Consider the following 14,200-nt stretch of genomic DNA (forward strand, 5'->3'; position numbering starts at 1 on the left):
CGGGGCCGCCGCGACGCCGCGCCCCCCGGGGAGGCCGGGTGCGCTCCAGGCCCCGCCCGGGCACGAGCGCCCGCCCAGGCACGAGGCCCCGCCCAGGCATGCGGGCGCGGGCGCCGCCTGCGCGCGCGCTCCCGGCCGGGTACGGGCCTCGATGGCCAACAGTCGCTTGACTCCCGCGCCGGCGGCCTCGGGACGATGCCACGGCCACGCCCACCATAGGCGGGCGCGGCCGGGGAGTCAGGCCCTCGGAGCCGGCCCGTGTCGGTCGGGAACGGCCGCCGGGCCTGGCCTCGTGCGCGAGGCCCGCGACGGCGCGGTGCCCGAATCCGCCCCGGGGCGGGCCACGGGCGGCGCGCGCCTCATGGGACGGGGGGGGCGCGCCGCGCCGTGACGCGGCGCTCGTAGTGCTTGGCGACGCGCAGGTGGCGCGAGATGGCGTAGTTCATCGCCGTCAGGAAGCCGTAGACCCCGCGTACGAAGTGGCGCCGGCCGAGATAGGCCTTCAGGAAGTTGCCGGGCAGCTCGACGAAGATGCGCCAGGTCGGGATCGCGACCCCGCGGGCCTCGAGGTCGTCGGCCTGCCGGTCGGAGTAGCGGTTGAGCTTGTCGAGCTGGTCGCCGAGGGAGCGCACCGAGAAGTGGTGGATCACGCCCCGCAGGCGGCCCGCGCTCGCCCCCTCGGCGAGGTCGACCCGGTCGTGCACCGGCGAGGTCGAGTAGCGGCCCCGGTCGCGCCGGTAGAGCCGCACCGGCCACAGCGTGTAGGCCCAAGGGTGGGGCGCGGCCTCGCCCGGAAACACCTCCGCGATGCCGAGGCGGTAGGCCGGGTGCGGCGGCTCGCCCGCCGCGAGAAGCTGCCGGATCTCGGCCGCGAGGCCCGGCGGGACCACCTCGTCGGCGTCGAGGTTGAGCATCCAGACGTGGCGGCACTGCTCCTCGGCGAAGCGCTTCTGCCGGCCGTAGCCCGGCCAGTCGTTGTGGATCACCCGGGCCCCGAGGGCGGCCGCGATGTCCTGCGTGCCGTCGGTCGAGCCGGAATCGACCACCACCACGTCGTCGCTCAGGGCGCGCACCGCCGCGATCGTCGCGCCGATGCGGTCGGCCTCGTTGTGCGCGATGAGGAAGACGGAGAGCGGGAGCGGGGCGGCCATGGGCGTCGCGGCGGGGATCGCGCCGGTCTCGGGATCCTGGAGGGCGGGACCGTGCTCTTGCCGCAACGCCCGACCGCGGACAAGCGGCCCCGCGGCCACAGGGGGCCGCAATCGACGCGCCGTCGCCCGCGGGGCGGCGCCCGCGGCCGGCCCGCCCCATTGGTGCCGCACCGGCAGGGCTCTCCTCGGGGCAGGCCGGCGGCGCCGGCGGGGAATCGTGGCGGGTCATGGGCGTTCGTGGCGTAGGCGTAGGCGTCGGCTTGGACGTAGGCTTGGGCGTCGGCTCGGGATGGCGGGCGCCGAGGGCGGGTCTCGCCCTGGCGCTGGCGGCGTGGCTCGGGGCCTGCGCGGGCACCCCGCGGGGCGTCCTGGCGCCGGTCGCCGCCACGGTGCCGGGGGCGAGCCGGGTCGACATCCTGGTCGCCACCACCCGCAAGGAGGCCGCCACCGCGGGCGAGATGTACTCGGGCGAGCGGGGCCCGGCCCTCGCCTACGCCGACATCACGGTCTCGATCCCGCCCGACGCCGTCCGCGCCCCCGGCACCGTGCAATGGCCCAGGAGCCTGCCGGGCGACCCCGCCACCGACTTCGTGACGCTGCGGGCCGACACGCTCGACCGCATGGAGGCGACGTCGCGACTGCGCCGGCAGACGGCGCGGTCGGGCCGGCGGCAGGTGCTGGTCTTCGTCCACGGCTTCAACAACCGCTTCGAGGACGCGGTCTACCGCTTCGCCCAGATCGTCCACGACACCCGCGCCGAGGTGGTGCCGGTGCTGTTCACCTGGCCCTCCCGCGGCAGCGTGCTGGCCTACGGCTACGACCGGGAGAGCACCAACTACTCGCGCAACGCCCTCGAGGGCGTGCTGCGCCGCCTCGCGCGGAACCCCGAGGTCGACGAGATCACCGTGCTGGCCCACTCGATGGGCAACTGGCTGGTGCTCGAATCCCTGCGCCAGATGGCGATCCGCGACGGACGGGTGGCCGGGAAGATCCGCAACGTGGTGCTGGCCGCGCCCGACGTCGACGTCGACCTCGCCCGCGAGGCATTCCGCGACATGGGGCCGGGCCGGCCGAAGCTCAGCCTGTTCGTCTCGCAGGACGACAACGCCCTCGCGGTCTCGCGCCTGGTCTGGGGCAGCGGCGGCGCCCGCCTCGGCGCCATCGACCCGGGCGCCGAGCCCTACCGCAGCGAGCTCGCCCGCGAGAACATCGCGGTCCTCAACCTGACGGACGCGAAGTCCGACGACGCGCTCAACCACGGCAAGTTCGCCGGCAGCCCGCAGCTCGTCGCGCTCCTCGGCCGCCGCCTGGCGCAGGGGCAGACCGTCACGGATTCGCGCGTCGGCCTCGGCGACCGCATCGTGCAGATGACGGCGGGGGCCGCCGCCACGGTCGGCACGGCGGCCGGCCTCGCGGTCTCGGCCCCGGTCGCGGTGATCGACGCCCAGAGCCGCGAGACCTACGGCGAGCACCTGCGCAACCTCGGCCAGGGCCTCGGCGACACCGCGGGCGCGACCGTCGACCTCGCCACCGCGCCGGCCCGGGCGCTGTCCGGCCGCTGAGGACGGGAGCGGGCCGGTGCGGCCCGAGCCCGCGGCGCCCGCGGGCGGATGGGCGGGCGGATGGGACGAGCGGCGGCGACCCGGGCCCGCCCGTCCCGCGGCCCCGCGCTCAGCGGGACTGGCTGCCCGGGCCGGTGCCGGGGGCACCGCTGCCGGTGGGGCCCGGGCGCGACACCGTCGAGCCCGTGCCCATGTTGCCGCCGCTCTCGCCCTGGGTCCCGGTCGAGCCCATGCTGCCCGGATTGTTGCCTCCGATCCCGGCCCCGGGGGGCTGGCTCGACATGCCCGAGCCGGTGTTGCCGCTGGAGGGCGCGGCGGTGCCCGAGCCGTGGCCGATCCCCTGCGCGGAGGCCGCGGCGACGCCGCCGGCGAGGAGCGGGAGGGCGAGCAGGGTGCGCAGGAATCGTGTCATGGGTCGTCCTCGTGGCCGCCTGCGGCGGCTCGCCTGCGGCGGCTCGCCTGCGGCGGCTCGCCTGCGGCGGCTCGCCTTCGGCGGGTAGCGTGCGGCGGGCCGCACTGGGCGCGCCTCGCGCGGGTGGACCGGGGCAACGGCGCGGGCGCGCGACCGTTCCGGCGGCGGCGCCGGGCCCGACGTCGCGGCGGAGACGGCGAACCGAACCTTGCCGTGATCGTTCGCTGTCGCGCATCGACTTTCAAGATCTTGCCGCCATGCCGCTCGATTGAGCGGTACGCCGCACATTTCGGCTGGAACGACGCTCCGTGCCGTGCAGAGTGGGGACGCCGCCGCGTATGCCGGCCGTCGTCTCCCTGTCGCACAGCGCGGCCTAGAGGAGCGCACGGCCGGGCCGCGGCTCCGGCGAGCACCCTGGGAGATCGATCGCACGCGGTCGTGGGCCCGTTCCGCGTGAAGGAGTTGAGTATGCAGGCTTTCGTGATCGGCTTGGCGCTCGTGGCCGTCCTGGTCGCCGTCGGCGTGTTCGGCCACCACCCGGACCACCGCACCGCCCCCGCCGACCGGCGGCGCTCCTCGGCGTCCTGACGCGCCCGCGGCCGGAATCCCGAGGGACGGCCCGGCGGGCCGGCGCCGGGGCGGCCACCCTTCGTCAGCCACGGGAGGCTCCGATGCACGTGACACCTCTGCGCGCCGCCGCCGCTCTCGCCGCGCTGCTCTGGCCCCTGGCGGTCCCGGCGCAGGGGCTGCCCGACCGGACCGGCACCGGCGGCGGTCCGGCCGCGACCATCACGGCCCCGAACACCAGCGCGGTCGGCCGCACCAAGCCGCCCTCCGGGGGCTCCGACGCGGAACTCGACCGCGGCATCCAGGAGCGCACGCGCGAGGAGCGGCTCAACGACAGGATCGACACCGGCATCTGCATCGGGTGCGACAAGTAGGGCGCGCCGGATCCCCGCGGCGAGCCGCTTTCGTGCGGACCCCGAAGGCCGTTCGACCCGGGCGGGCCGCGCCGCCTGCCAGGCTCCGCCGTGACGCTCCTTGAGCGCCTCGAGCCCGCTCTGACGGGTGGCGTCGAGCGACGCTGGAAGCTCGGTCTCGACCTTGCCGGACTGGACCCTCGCCCCCAAGCCCGCCCGAGGTCTTCGCGTGGCCGGGCCCGCGAGAACCTGCGCCGCCGGCCCGGTTGGCGCAGGGGAGCCTCGCCCGGTTGCGGCGCAAATGTCACGCTTCCTCAAGGATGCGCCGGTTTCGTCAGGTCTTTCGCGGCGGCCTGACCGTGTGTCGCTGGCGGGAACGGCGCCGCGATGCTTCGGTCACAGCGCCATCGTGACAGTCGAGAGCGCGATTCGATCGGCGGCGCAAGACGACGCGCTCCGCCCGCCCGCCACGCGCACGCGTCCCGGATGATCCGCGCGTCCCGGCGCGCCGCGCAGATCTGCGCGCAGTGCCGCGATCCCGGTTTCGGGGGCGCGGCCGATCCCGTCTGATCGTCCCTCGACTGCTCCGGACGCCCCGTGCCGGACCCCGCGACTGCGCCTGCGGGCGCACGCACCGCGGTCCCGGGCGGTCGGGACGACGGATCGCGGCGGTTGTGCCGACGGACCTCCGGCCCCTAACGTGGCCCGATCGCAATGCAACCTGGAGTGAATTGTGCGCGCAGATTGGGTCGGAGTCTCGCGGGACGGGCTGGCGGCGGCGTGCGAGGCGGACGACGCCGTCGCCACCTGGCGCTGGGACATCCCGGCGAACCTCCTGCACGTGGACGACCGGATGGTGGCGCTGTTCGGCCTACCGCCCGGCGCCGCCGGGGCCGGGCGCGCGGCGGCCCTGTTCCTCGAGCGGATCCATCCGGAGGACCTCGCCATGGTCCGGGCCCGGATCGCGCGGGCCTGCGCGGAGGGCACCTCCTACGTGCTGGCCTACCGCATCCGCCCGGACGGGGCCGCGGAGCGCCGGGTCCTCTCCTGCGGGCGCTGCGAGCACGACGCCGCGGGCCGGCCCGCCCGCGGGCAGGGCGTGATCGTAGACATGACCGACACGGCGGCGGTGGTGGAGCCTCCGCTCGAGCGGGCGGCGGCGCACGGCCTCGCGGTCCGCGAGGCGGTCGACGCGCTCGGCGATCCGTTCCTGCGCCGGCTCGCCGACATGCTGCTCCTCGAGATCGGGCGCAACCTCGCCCGGCTGCCCCGGGGCGGCGGCCCGGCCCGGGGCCGGCCGCGCCGGTTCATCGTGTGACGATCGGCACGGAAGCGCCGGCCCTCCCGGGCGACACTCGGGAGCATCAACGCAGGGCGTTCCGTGCCATGACCCACCTCTACTTCCATTGCGGCCACGCCGACGAACTCATGCTCGACTACCGCGGCGCCGACGTCGTGGACCTCCGCGAGGCGCGCGAGCACGCGCTCGGCATCGCCCGCACCCTGATGGCGAGCGCCTACGGGGTGACGGACTTCTCGGACTGGTTCGTCTGCGTCGGCGACGCGGACGACGAGAACCTGATCGTGGTGCCGTTCAGCCAGGCTCTCCCGACCCTGCATTGAGGGACGGCGCGGCCAGGAGCTTGAGGTAGCGGTCGACCGCGGTGTGGTCGGCCTCCGGCCCGAGCCGCGCGAGGGCGCTGCGGGCGAACGCCGCCACCGCGTGCGAGAACGGCGCCGGGTGGCCGAGGGCCTCCGCCAGCTCCACGGCGATCCCGACATCCTTCGTCATCAGCGCGAGACCGAAGCCGGAATCGTAGGTCTCCGGCAGCACGAACGGCTTGAGCTTGTTCTCGGTCGCGTTGTTGCGCCCCGTCGAGACGTTGAGGATGTCGGTCATCACCACCGGGTCGAGCCCGAAGGCGGCGCCGACCTGCACCGCCTCGCAGGCCGCGATCAGTCCGGCGGCGGAGACGTAGTTGTTGAGCGCCTTCATGGCGTGGGCCGAGCCGAGGGGGCCGGTCTCGAACAGCGCGCTGCCCATCGCCTCCAGCACCGGCCGGATGCGCGCCAGGGCGGGGCCGGCGCCCCCCAGCATGATCGACAGGGTGCCGGCCTCGGCCTTGCGCACGCCGCCCGAGACCGGCGCGTCGACGAGGCCGATCCCCAGGGCGGCGAGCCGCTCGCCCAGCGCCCGGGTCGAGAGCGGCGCCGACGAGCTCATCTCGATCAGGATCGCCCCGGGGCGCATGGCCCCGGCGACCGCGTCCGCGCCCTCCAGCACCGCGCGCCGCACGACCTCGCCGTTCGGCAGCATCGTGACGACGGCCTCGGCCCCGGCCGCGGCCTCGGCGGCCGAGCCGCAGGCCGTGCCGCCCGCCTCCGCGAAGGCCGCGCGGGCCTCCTCCAAGGGGTCGAAGCCCCGGACCGCGAAGCCGGAGGCGACGAGCCGCCGTCCCATGGGCAGCCCCATCTTGCCGAGGCCGATCAGCCCGAGGCGGGCCGGTGGGGCGAGGGGGGTGCTGTCGGTCTCGGGCACGGCGATCCTCTCTGCGGCGCTCAGGGGCGCGTCATCAAACGCGTTGTCTGATTGACAGACAAGCAGGAAATCCGGACGCTGGCGCGATCACGCACCCCGGAGAGGCGCCATGGCCGAGAGCGAGCAGTTCCAGAAGGGCTTGGAGGTCCGGCGCGCGGTGCTCGGGCCCGACTACGTCGACGGCAGCCTCGCCAAGGCCGACGAGTTCATGATGGCGTTCCAGCGCATCACCACCGAGTGGTGCTGGGGCTACGCCTGGACCCGCGAGGGGCTCGACCGGCGCACCCGCAGCCTCCTGAACCTCGCCATGCTGACGGCCCTGGGCAAGCCCGCCGAGCTGCGCCTCCACGTGAAGGGGGCGCTCGCCAACGGCGTGAGCGTGGACGAGATCAAGGAGGTGCTGCTGCACGCCACCGTGTATTGCGGCATCCCGGCGGGCCTCGACGCCTTCAAGGCGGCCCACGAGGTGCTCAAGGCCGAGGGCGCGGTCACCGGCGAGCCGGTCGGGCCGTCGCGCTAGAGCGCATGCAGGACGCCGATCTCCGCGTCGCGCGCCATCCCGCCACCCTGCGGGTCCTGGTCGAGGGCCGGCTGCGCGAGGCCATCGCGGGCGGGCGCTTCAGGCCGGGCCAGCGGCTGATCGAGCGCGAGCTGTGCGCCCTCACGGGCGTCGGCCGCACCTCGATCCGCGAGGCGCTGCGCCAGCTCGAGGCCGAGGGGCTCGTCACCGTCGTGCCGCATCGCGGCCCGACCGTGAGCGTCGTCACGGCCGCGGAGGCGCGGGAGATCTACGCCGTCCGGGTCCTGCTCGAGGGCTACGCGGGCCGCGAGTTCGCGCGGCGCCGGCCCGCCCGGGAGGTCGCGGCCCTCGAGCGCGACGCCGCCCGCTTCGCGCAGGCGGCCCGGGACGAGGCGGGCGCCGCGGCCCTGATCGCGGCCAAGACCGCCTTCTACGCGACCCTCATGCGCGGCTGCGGCAACGCGGTGGCGATGGGGATGCTGAGCACCCTGCACAACCGCATCACGCTGCTGCGCGTCACCTCGATGGGCCGGCCCGGGCGCCTGGCGCGGAGCGTCGAGGAGGTTCGGGCGATCGCCCGGGCGATCGCCGAGGGGGATCCGGAGGCCGCGGAGGCCGCCTGCGTCGCCCACATCGAGCGGGCTGCCGCGGCGGCGCTCGCGGTGCTGGAGGAGGGCGAGGGCGCGCCCGCGGCGCAGGGCGCGCCGGCGGCGCAGGGCGCGCTCGCGGCGCGCCGGGGCCCGTGAGGGAGGTCGTCATGAGCACCTACGAGGTCCTCGCCCTGCGCTACGCCGTGCACGCGCGCCGCGCCGCCGACAACTTCCTGTTCCCGCCGGACGGCGACCCGCACGAGGCGATGCCGCTCGACTACTTCGTCTGGGTGGTGCGCGGCCCCGAGCGCACAATCCTGGTCGATACCGGCTTCGACCACCCGGCCGCGGCGGAGCGGGGCCGCACCATCCTGCGGCACCCCGTCGAGGGCCTGCGGGCCCTCGGCGTCGAGGCCGAGGCGGTCCGCGACGTGATCATCACCCACCTGCACTACGACCACGCCGGCAACCTCGCGGCCTTTCCCAACGCCACCTTCCACCTGCAGGACGCCGAGATGGCCTTCGCCACCGGGCGCTGCATGTGCCACGCCCGCCTGCGCGGCGCCTTCGCGGTCGAGGACGTGATCGCCATGGTGCGGCGGGTCTACGCCGGCCGGGTCCGCTTCGCGGATGGCGACGCGGAGCTGTTTCCCGGCCTCTCGGTCCACCTCGTGCCCGGCCACACGCGGGGGCTGCAATGCGTCCGGGTGCGGACGGCCCGGGGCGCCGTGGTGCTGGCCTCGGACGCCGCGCACTACTACGCCAACATGGAGGCGCGGAACCCGTACGCCATCACGGTCGACGTCGCGGCGACTCTCGAGAGCTGGGACCGCCTCGCGGCGCTGGCGGACGGCCCCGACCACGTCGTGCCCGGGCACGACCCCGCGGTCATGCGGCGCTATCCCCGCGTCGACGTCGATGGGATCGAGGCCGTGCGCCTGCACGAGCCGCCGATGCCGTGACGACGCGGCGGCGCCGGCCCGCGCCGCCTCAGCGCAGCCAGAGGGTGCAGGCGAGCACGATGGCCGCCAGGACGATGAACCCGAGGAACAGCGGCAGCGCCCGGCTCTGCCCGCGATGGGCGTCGGACGCCTTCTCGCCGCCGCCGCGCCAGCGCTCCGGGCCCTCGGTGCGGCGCGCGAGGGCGATCCGCTCGGGCGACGCCGGGGTGCCGGCGGCCTCGTCGTCGGTGCCGAGCGGCGACAGGCCCGGATCGAACACCTCGGTCTTGTCGCCGGTGCGGCCGCTGTCGATGTCCGCCTTGAGCTGGGCCGTCGTCGGCTCGGCCGAGTCCGGCGGGGCGGCGATCGGCTCGATCGTGCGGGTCGGGGGCAGGTCTGGGCGGGGTGCGGCCATGCGTCTCCTCACGCGGTGCGGGCGGGCGCCCGGGCGTCCGGCGCGTCCCGGAACCGGGACGTCCCCCCATGCCGTGCGCCGCGGTCCCGTCGCCGCCGGGCGGCGCGGGGGCGGGACGTGGCCGAGGGCGCCGCGCCGCCCGATGGAGTTGGAACGCGTGACAGATCCGGCACGGCGCCGAGGGCGCAGGACCAACCCGGCGGCGAGCGCGGTGTTCCTGCGCGATCCCGCGCCGCGCGCGGTCCGCCGGCGTCCCCTGCCCGGGATGGCGGCGGGCAGGAGGCACGCGGGATGCGACCGGTCCCGTGCTTCGCCCCATCCCCGCCACGCGCCAGGGCCCGGCCGCCCGTGAGGCTCCCGTGAGGACGAGGATCCGATGAGGATCATGCTCCCGACCGTGTACGACACCCATGGCGGCTCGACGCGGGTCCTGCTGGCGGCGGCCGAGGCCCTGCGGGCCGAGCACGTCGTGCAGGTGCGCGGGCCGATCCCGGAGGCCGACGTCCGGACGCCGGCCCGCTTCCCCGCCGCGCCCCTCGCCGGGACGCGGGCGAAGCTCGCGGCGCTGCCGCGCCTCGCCGGCCTGATCGCCCGGGAGGCCGCCGCCCTGCGGGCCTTCCGGCCGGACGTGGTCTACGTCCACGACGAGCCGTCGCTCTACGTCCACGGCCTTGCCGCGCGGGCGCTGCGCCCGCGCCCCACGATCGTGTGGCACCTGCACGCGGGGGCCGGGCAGGGCCTGTCCCGCCGGCTCCGCGAGGCGCTCGCCGATCGCCGCATCGTGATCAGCCGCCACGGCGCGGACGCCTCCCGCCTGCCGACCGACCGGGTGCGCAACCCCCTGACGGCGCCGCCGGCCCCGCGCGAGGGCTGCGATCCCGCCGCCCTCGCGGTCGTCGGCGCGCTCACGCCGCGCAAGAACCAGATGCTGGCGCTCGACACCCTGGCGCTCCTGGCCCGCGAGGGCGAGGGGGCGAGCCTCGCCCTGATCGGCCCCCCCCTCAACGGCGCCTACGCGCAGGCCCTGCGCCGGCGGGCCGCGGCCTGTCCCGGCGCCGTCCGCCTCCTCGGGGGCCTCCCGGCCGCCGCGGTGTGGGAGGAGGTCGCCGGCATCGCGCTGTTCCCGGCGCTGCGCGAGAACCAGCCCCTCGCCCTCGCCGAGGCGCTGGCGGCCGGCATCCCGTTCGTCGCCACGGACATCCCGGCGCACCGGGAGATGGTGGAGGAGGCGGGGGCCGATCCGGCCTGCCTCGCGCTCCCCGAGCCCGCCGCCTTCGCGCGGGCGTTGCGGCATGCCCGCGCGCACCCGCCCGACCCGGGCCTGCGGGCGCGCGTCCGGGCGCTCTACGCCCCGGCGCGCTTCGCCGCCGAGACCCGCGCGGTGATGCGGGCGGTGGCCCTCGCCCGCAACCTCGACGCCGCCCGGCCCGCCTGTTAAGCGGGCGGTTTCGACGGCCGAGGCACCGCCCCCGGCGAGCGGGCGAGGTGCGGGGTTGTTCGACAGCAGTTTCCTCCGGGTGACGGACAGCGGTCCGGGCGGGGCGCCGCGATGATCCCGTACGGCCGCCAGTCGCTCGACGAGGCGGACATCGCCGCCGTCACGGCGGTGCTGCGCTCCGATTTCCTGACCCAGGGGCCCCTGGTGGCGCGCTTCGAGGCGGCGCTGGCCGCCCGCACGGGTGCGGCCGAGGCGGTCGCGGTCAACAGCGCGACCTCGGCGCTCCACGTCGCCTACCGGGCGCTCGGCCTCGGGCCGGGCGACCTCGTCTGGACCACCCCCAATACCTTCGTGGCGACCGCGAACGCGGCGCGGCTCTGCGGCGCCGACGTCGACTTCGTCGACATAGACCCGATGACCTACAACCTCGACGCGGAGGCGCTGGCGCGCAAGCTCGCGGCGGCGCGGGCCGCGGGCGGGCGCCTGCCGGCGATCGTCGCCACGGTGGACTTCGCCGGCCAGCCCTGCGCGGTCGACCGGATCCGGGCGCTGGCGGAGGAGTTCGGCTTCCGGGTGGTCGAGGATGCCTCGCACGCCCTCGGGGCGACCTGGCGGGGCGAGCCGGTCGGCTGCGGGCGCCACGCCGCCGTGACGGTCTTCAGCTTCCACCCGGTGAAGATCATCACCACCGCGGAGGGCGGCGCCGCCACCACGAACGACCCGGCCCTCGCCGTCCGGATGCGGCTCCTGCGCACCCACGGCGTCACCCGCGAGGCGGACCTCCTCGAGGGGGAGAGCCACGGGCCCTGGTACTACGAGCAGATCGACCTCGGCCCGAACTACCGCCTGACCGACCTCCAGGCCGCCCTCGGCCTGTCGCAGCTCGGCCGCCTCGACGCGTTCCTGGCGCGCCGGCGCGCCATCGCGGCCCGCTACGACGCGGCGCTGGAGGACCTGCCGCTGGTGCGGCCCTGGCAGGACCCGGACGGCGCCTCGGCCCTCCACCTCTACCCCGTCCGCTTCCGGGAGGGCGCGCTGCGCGGCGGGCGGCGGGCGGCCTTCGAGGCCCTGCGGGCCCGGGGCATCGGGGTGCAGGTCCACTACATCCCGGTCCACACCCAGCCCTATTACCGCCGCCTCGGCTTCGGGCCCGGGCAGTTCCCGCGGGCCGAGGCCTACTATGCCGGCGCGGTGTCGCTGCCGATCTTCGCGGAGCTTACCGAGGCGCAGCAGGGCGCGGTGATCGCGGCGCTGCGCGCCGTGTGCGCGGAACTGCGGGCGTGAGCACCGACCAGGAGGCGGTCTTCCGCGCCGGCGAGGGCGACGCCTGGTACCGGCGCAACGCCGCGGCCCTGCGCGACCGCGACGACCCGGTGATGCAGGTGCTGCGCGGGCTCGACCGGCGCGACCGCATCCGGAGCGTGGCCGACCTCGGCTGCAGCAACGGCTGGCGCCTCGCCGCCCTGCGGCCGGATCTCCCGGCGGCGCGCCGCCTCGCCGGCTGCGATCCGAGCGGCGCGGCCGTGGCGGCCGGGACCGAGGCCTGGCCCGACCTCGAGCTCCAGGTCGGCAGCCTCGCCCGGGTGCCGTTCGCCGGCGCCTTCGACCTCGTGCTGGTGTCGTTCGTGTTCTACCTCGTCGACCGGCCCGGACTCGCGCGCGCGGTCGCGGAGGTGGACCGGGTCGTGGACGCCGGCGGCGTGCTGGTGCTGGCCGATTTCTGCGCCGACGCCCCCTTCGCGGTGCCCTACCATCACCGCCGCGACGTCGCCCTCCTCAGCCACAAGGCCGACCACGCCGCGCCCTTCCGGGCGCTCGGCTACCGCGAGACCTTCCGGCTCGAGTACGACCACGACTGCCCGCGCCTGCCCGGCCTCGTCTCGACGCAGGTGCCGGACCGCATGAACCGCTCGGCCGTCGCGGTGCTGGTCAAGGCGGCGGTCGGTTGAGCACCGTGGCGATCCTCCAGGCCCGGACGTCCTCCGGGCGCCTGCCCGGCAAGGTCCTGCGCCCGATCCTCGGGCTGCCGATGATCCTGCACCAGATCGCCCGGGTGCGGCGCGCCCGCAGCCTCGACCGCCTGATCGTGGCGACGAGCACCGACCCGAGCGACGACCATCTGGCCGCGGTGCTCGCCGGCGCGCAGGTCGCGGTGCACCGCGGCGCCCTCGACGACGTGCTCGGGCGCTTCGCCGGCGCGCTCGCGGCGCTCGCCCCCGGGGCCGGCACGGTCGTGCGCCTCACCGCCGATTGCCCGCTCGCCGACCCGGACGTCATCGACGCCACGGTCGCGCACCACCGGGCGGCGGGCGCGGCCTACACCAGCAACTGCCTCCACCCGAGCTTCCCGGACGGGCTCGACGTCGAGGTGGTGGGGGCCGAGGCCCTGCGCCTGGCGGACCGCGAGGCGGTGCTGCCCTCCGAGCGCGAGCACGTGACGCCCTTCATCCGCGCCCGGCCGGAGCGGTTCGCCGCCGCCGAGTGGCGCTCCCCGCGCGACCTCTCGCACCTGCGCTGGACCGTGGACACGCCCGGCGACCTCGCCTTCGTGACCGCGGTCTACGAGCGCCTGCATCCGGCCGACCCGGATTTCGGCAGCGAGGCCGTGCTGGCGCTCCTCGACCGGGAGCCGGGCCTCGCGGCCCTGAACACCGGCGAGGTCCGCAATGCCGGCTACGCCGCCTCCCTGGCCGCCGAGGCGGGCGCCCGGGCGTGACGCCGCCCCCGGTGCTCCACGTCATCTCGGGCCTGCGCACCGGCGGAGCCGAGACGATGCTGGTCGCGCTCACCCGCACCTTGCAGGCCCGCGGCCTGCCGCAGGCCGTCGTCGCCCTCTCGGGCGGCCCGAACGAGGCCGTCCTGCGCGCGGCCGGCATCCCGGTCCAGGTGCTGGCGCCGCGCGGTCTGCCGGGGGCCGCCGCGACGCTCCTCGCCCTGGCGCGGCGCATCCGCGCGACGCGCCCGGGCGTGGTCCAGGGCTGGCTCTACCACGGCGACCTGTTCGCGGCCGCGGCCCACCGCCTCGCCGGCGCGCCCCGCGCCACCCGGCTCGCCTGGGGCCTGCGCAATTCCGACATCGACGCGGCGCGCTACGGCCGCCTGCTCGCCCTCGCCCGGCGCGTCTCCGGCTGGCCCGACGTGGTGATCGCGAACTCGCGGGCCGGCGCCGACTTCCACCTGGCGCAGGGCTACCGCCCGCGCCGCCTCGCCGTGGTGCCGAACGGGATCGACACCGACACCTTCCGGCCCGACCGGGCCGCCCGCGCCGCTGTGCGGGCCGAGCTCGGCGCGACGTGCGGCGCGGTGGTGGCGGTGCACGCCGCCCGCCTCGACCCGATGAAGGACCATGCCGGCCTGATCGCGGCGGCCGGGGCGGTGCCCGAGGTGACCGTCTGGCTCGCCGGCGCCGGCACCGAGTCCCTGGCGGGCCTGCCGCCGAACGTCCGCGCCCTCGGCCGCCGGGACGACCTGCCGCGGCTCTACGCGGCCGGCGACCTCGTGGTGTCGTCCTCGGCCTTCGGCGAGGGGTTCTCGAACGCCCTCGCCGAGGGCATGGCGTGCGGGCTCGTGGCGGTGGCCACCGACGTCGGCGACGCCGCGGCGATCCTCGACGGCCACGGTCACGTCCTGCCCCCGCGGGATCCCGCGGCGCTGGCCGCCGCGCTCCGCGCCGCCGCCGCCCGGCCCGACCGGGCCGCCGCCGGCCTCGCGG

General features: G+C 76.6%; 16 protein-coding genes. 12 read left to right on the top strand and 4 right to left on the bottom strand.

Annotated elements, in window-relative coordinates; translation table 11 throughout:
- Positions 1-359: 359 nt before the first annotated feature.
- The gene (locus tag DT057_RS30355) at positions 360-1,151 is read right to left on the bottom strand and encodes a glycosyltransferase family 2 protein (protein ID WP_128565786.1); all 792 of its coding nucleotides are present in this window, start codon (positions 1,149-1,151) and stop codon (positions 360-362) included.
- A gap of 260 nt (positions 1,152-1,411) precedes the next feature.
- Between DT057_RS30355 and DT057_RS30360 the strand changes: the two genes are divergently transcribed.
- A complete protein-coding gene (locus DT057_RS30360) occupies positions 1,412-2,713 on the top strand; it encodes an alpha/beta hydrolase (protein ID WP_238312686.1) in 1,302 nt (433 codons plus the stop codon).
- Between the two features lie 109 nt (positions 2,714-2,822).
- On the opposite strand, the gene DT057_RS30365 is transcribed toward DT057_RS30360, so the two are convergent.
- Positions 2,823-3,125 (bottom strand): hypothetical protein, encoded by a 303-nt coding sequence (locus DT057_RS30365; RefSeq protein WP_128565788.1) that lies wholly within the window; start codon positions 3,123-3,125, stop codon positions 2,823-2,825.
- 671 nt (positions 3,126-3,796) lie between these two features.
- On the opposite strand from DT057_RS30365, the gene DT057_RS30370 reads away from it, so the two are divergent.
- The 3 genes from DT057_RS30370 (at position 3,797) to DT057_RS30380 (ending at position 5,668) form a co-directional block, all read left to right on the top strand.
- Positions 3,797-4,066, top strand: coding sequence for a hypothetical protein (locus tag DT057_RS30370; RefSeq protein ID WP_238312684.1), 270 nt, complete (start codon positions 3,797-3,799; stop codon positions 4,064-4,066).
- A 712-nt stretch (positions 4,067-4,778) separates the two neighbouring features.
- Positions 4,779-5,363 carry a PAS domain-containing protein gene (locus DT057_RS30375; protein WP_128565789.1) on the top strand — a complete coding sequence of 195 codons (585 nt, stop codon included), beginning with the start codon at positions 4,779-4,781 and terminating at the stop codon, positions 5,361-5,363.
- 68 nt (positions 5,364-5,431) lie between these two features.
- Positions 5,432-5,668, top strand: coding sequence for a DUF6894 family protein (locus DT057_RS30380; RefSeq protein WP_128565790.1), 237 nt, complete (start codon positions 5,432-5,434; stop codon positions 5,666-5,668).
- Here DT057_RS30380 and DT057_RS30385 read toward each other — a convergent pair.
- Positions 5,640-6,584 carry an NAD(P)-dependent oxidoreductase gene (locus tag DT057_RS30385; RefSeq protein WP_238312683.1) on the bottom strand — a complete coding sequence of 315 codons (945 nt, stop codon included), beginning with the start codon at positions 6,582-6,584 and terminating at the stop codon, positions 5,640-5,642. The two genes, DT057_RS30380 and DT057_RS30385, sit on opposite strands and share 29 nt — an antisense overlap.
- Before the next feature lie 109 nt (positions 6,585-6,693).
- Here DT057_RS30385 and DT057_RS30390 point away from each other — a divergent pair, with 109 nt between their 5' ends.
- Genes DT057_RS30390 through DT057_RS30400 form a run of 3 tightly spaced genes read left to right on the top strand, consistent with a single transcriptional unit; the run spans position 6,694 to position 8,656 of the window.
- Entirely contained in the window at positions 6,694-7,104 is a 411-nt protein-coding gene (locus tag DT057_RS30390; RefSeq protein ID WP_128565791.1) for a carboxymuconolactone decarboxylase family protein, read from the top strand.
- 5 nt (positions 7,105-7,109) lie between these two features.
- Positions 7,110-7,850, top strand: coding sequence for a GntR family transcriptional regulator (locus DT057_RS30395; RefSeq protein ID WP_128565792.1), 741 nt, complete (start codon positions 7,110-7,112; stop codon positions 7,848-7,850).
- 11 nt (positions 7,851-7,861) lie between these two features.
- Positions 7,862-8,656: an N-acyl homoserine lactonase family protein gene (locus tag DT057_RS30400; protein ID WP_128565793.1), complete on the top strand. Its 795-nt coding sequence runs from the start codon at positions 7,862-7,864 to the stop codon at positions 8,654-8,656.
- Positions 8,657-8,684: 28 nt separating this feature from the next.
- Here the strand turns inward: DT057_RS30400 and DT057_RS30405 are convergent, their stop codons facing one another.
- A complete protein-coding gene (locus tag DT057_RS30405; RefSeq protein ID WP_128565794.1) occupies positions 8,685-9,050 on the bottom strand; it encodes a hypothetical protein in 366 nt (121 codons plus the stop codon).
- A 376-nt stretch (positions 9,051-9,426) separates the two neighbouring features.
- On the opposite strand from DT057_RS30405, the gene DT057_RS30410 reads away from it, so the two are divergent.
- The 5 genes from DT057_RS30410 to DT057_RS30430 form a co-directional block, all read left to right on the top strand.
- Positions 9,427-10,488 (top strand): glycosyltransferase, encoded by a 1,062-nt coding sequence (locus tag DT057_RS30410; protein ID WP_128565795.1) that lies wholly within the window; start codon positions 9,427-9,429, stop codon positions 10,486-10,488.
- A gap of 111 nt (positions 10,489-10,599) precedes the next feature.
- Positions 10,600-11,772 carry a UDP-4-amino-4,6-dideoxy-N-acetyl-beta-L-altrosamine transaminase gene (gene pseC, locus DT057_RS30415; protein ID WP_128565796.1) on the top strand — a complete coding sequence of 391 codons (1,173 nt, stop codon included), beginning with the start codon at positions 10,600-10,602 and terminating at the stop codon, positions 11,770-11,772.
- Positions 11,769-12,437: a class I SAM-dependent methyltransferase gene (locus DT057_RS30420; protein ID WP_128565797.1), complete on the top strand. Its 669-nt coding sequence runs from the start codon at positions 11,769-11,771 to the stop codon at positions 12,435-12,437. The genes pseC and DT057_RS30420 overlap by 4 nt, the downstream gene beginning before the upstream one ends.
- Before the next feature lie 5 nt (positions 12,438-12,442).
- On the top strand, positions 12,443-13,204 hold the full coding sequence (locus DT057_RS30425; RefSeq protein WP_203236419.1) for a cytidylyltransferase domain-containing protein: 762 nt from the start codon (positions 12,443-12,445) through the stop codon (positions 13,202-13,204).
- Positions 13,201-14,200 (top strand): glycosyltransferase (locus tag DT057_RS30430; protein WP_128565799.1); only part of this gene is annotated, 1,000 nt, incomplete at its 3' end. The genes DT057_RS30425 and DT057_RS30430, both read left to right, overlap by 4 nt.

It is taken from the genome of Methylobacterium crusticola, assembly GCF_003574465.1.
Classification (GTDB): domain Bacteria; phylum Pseudomonadota; class Alphaproteobacteria; order Rhizobiales; family Beijerinckiaceae; genus Methylobacterium; species Methylobacterium crusticola.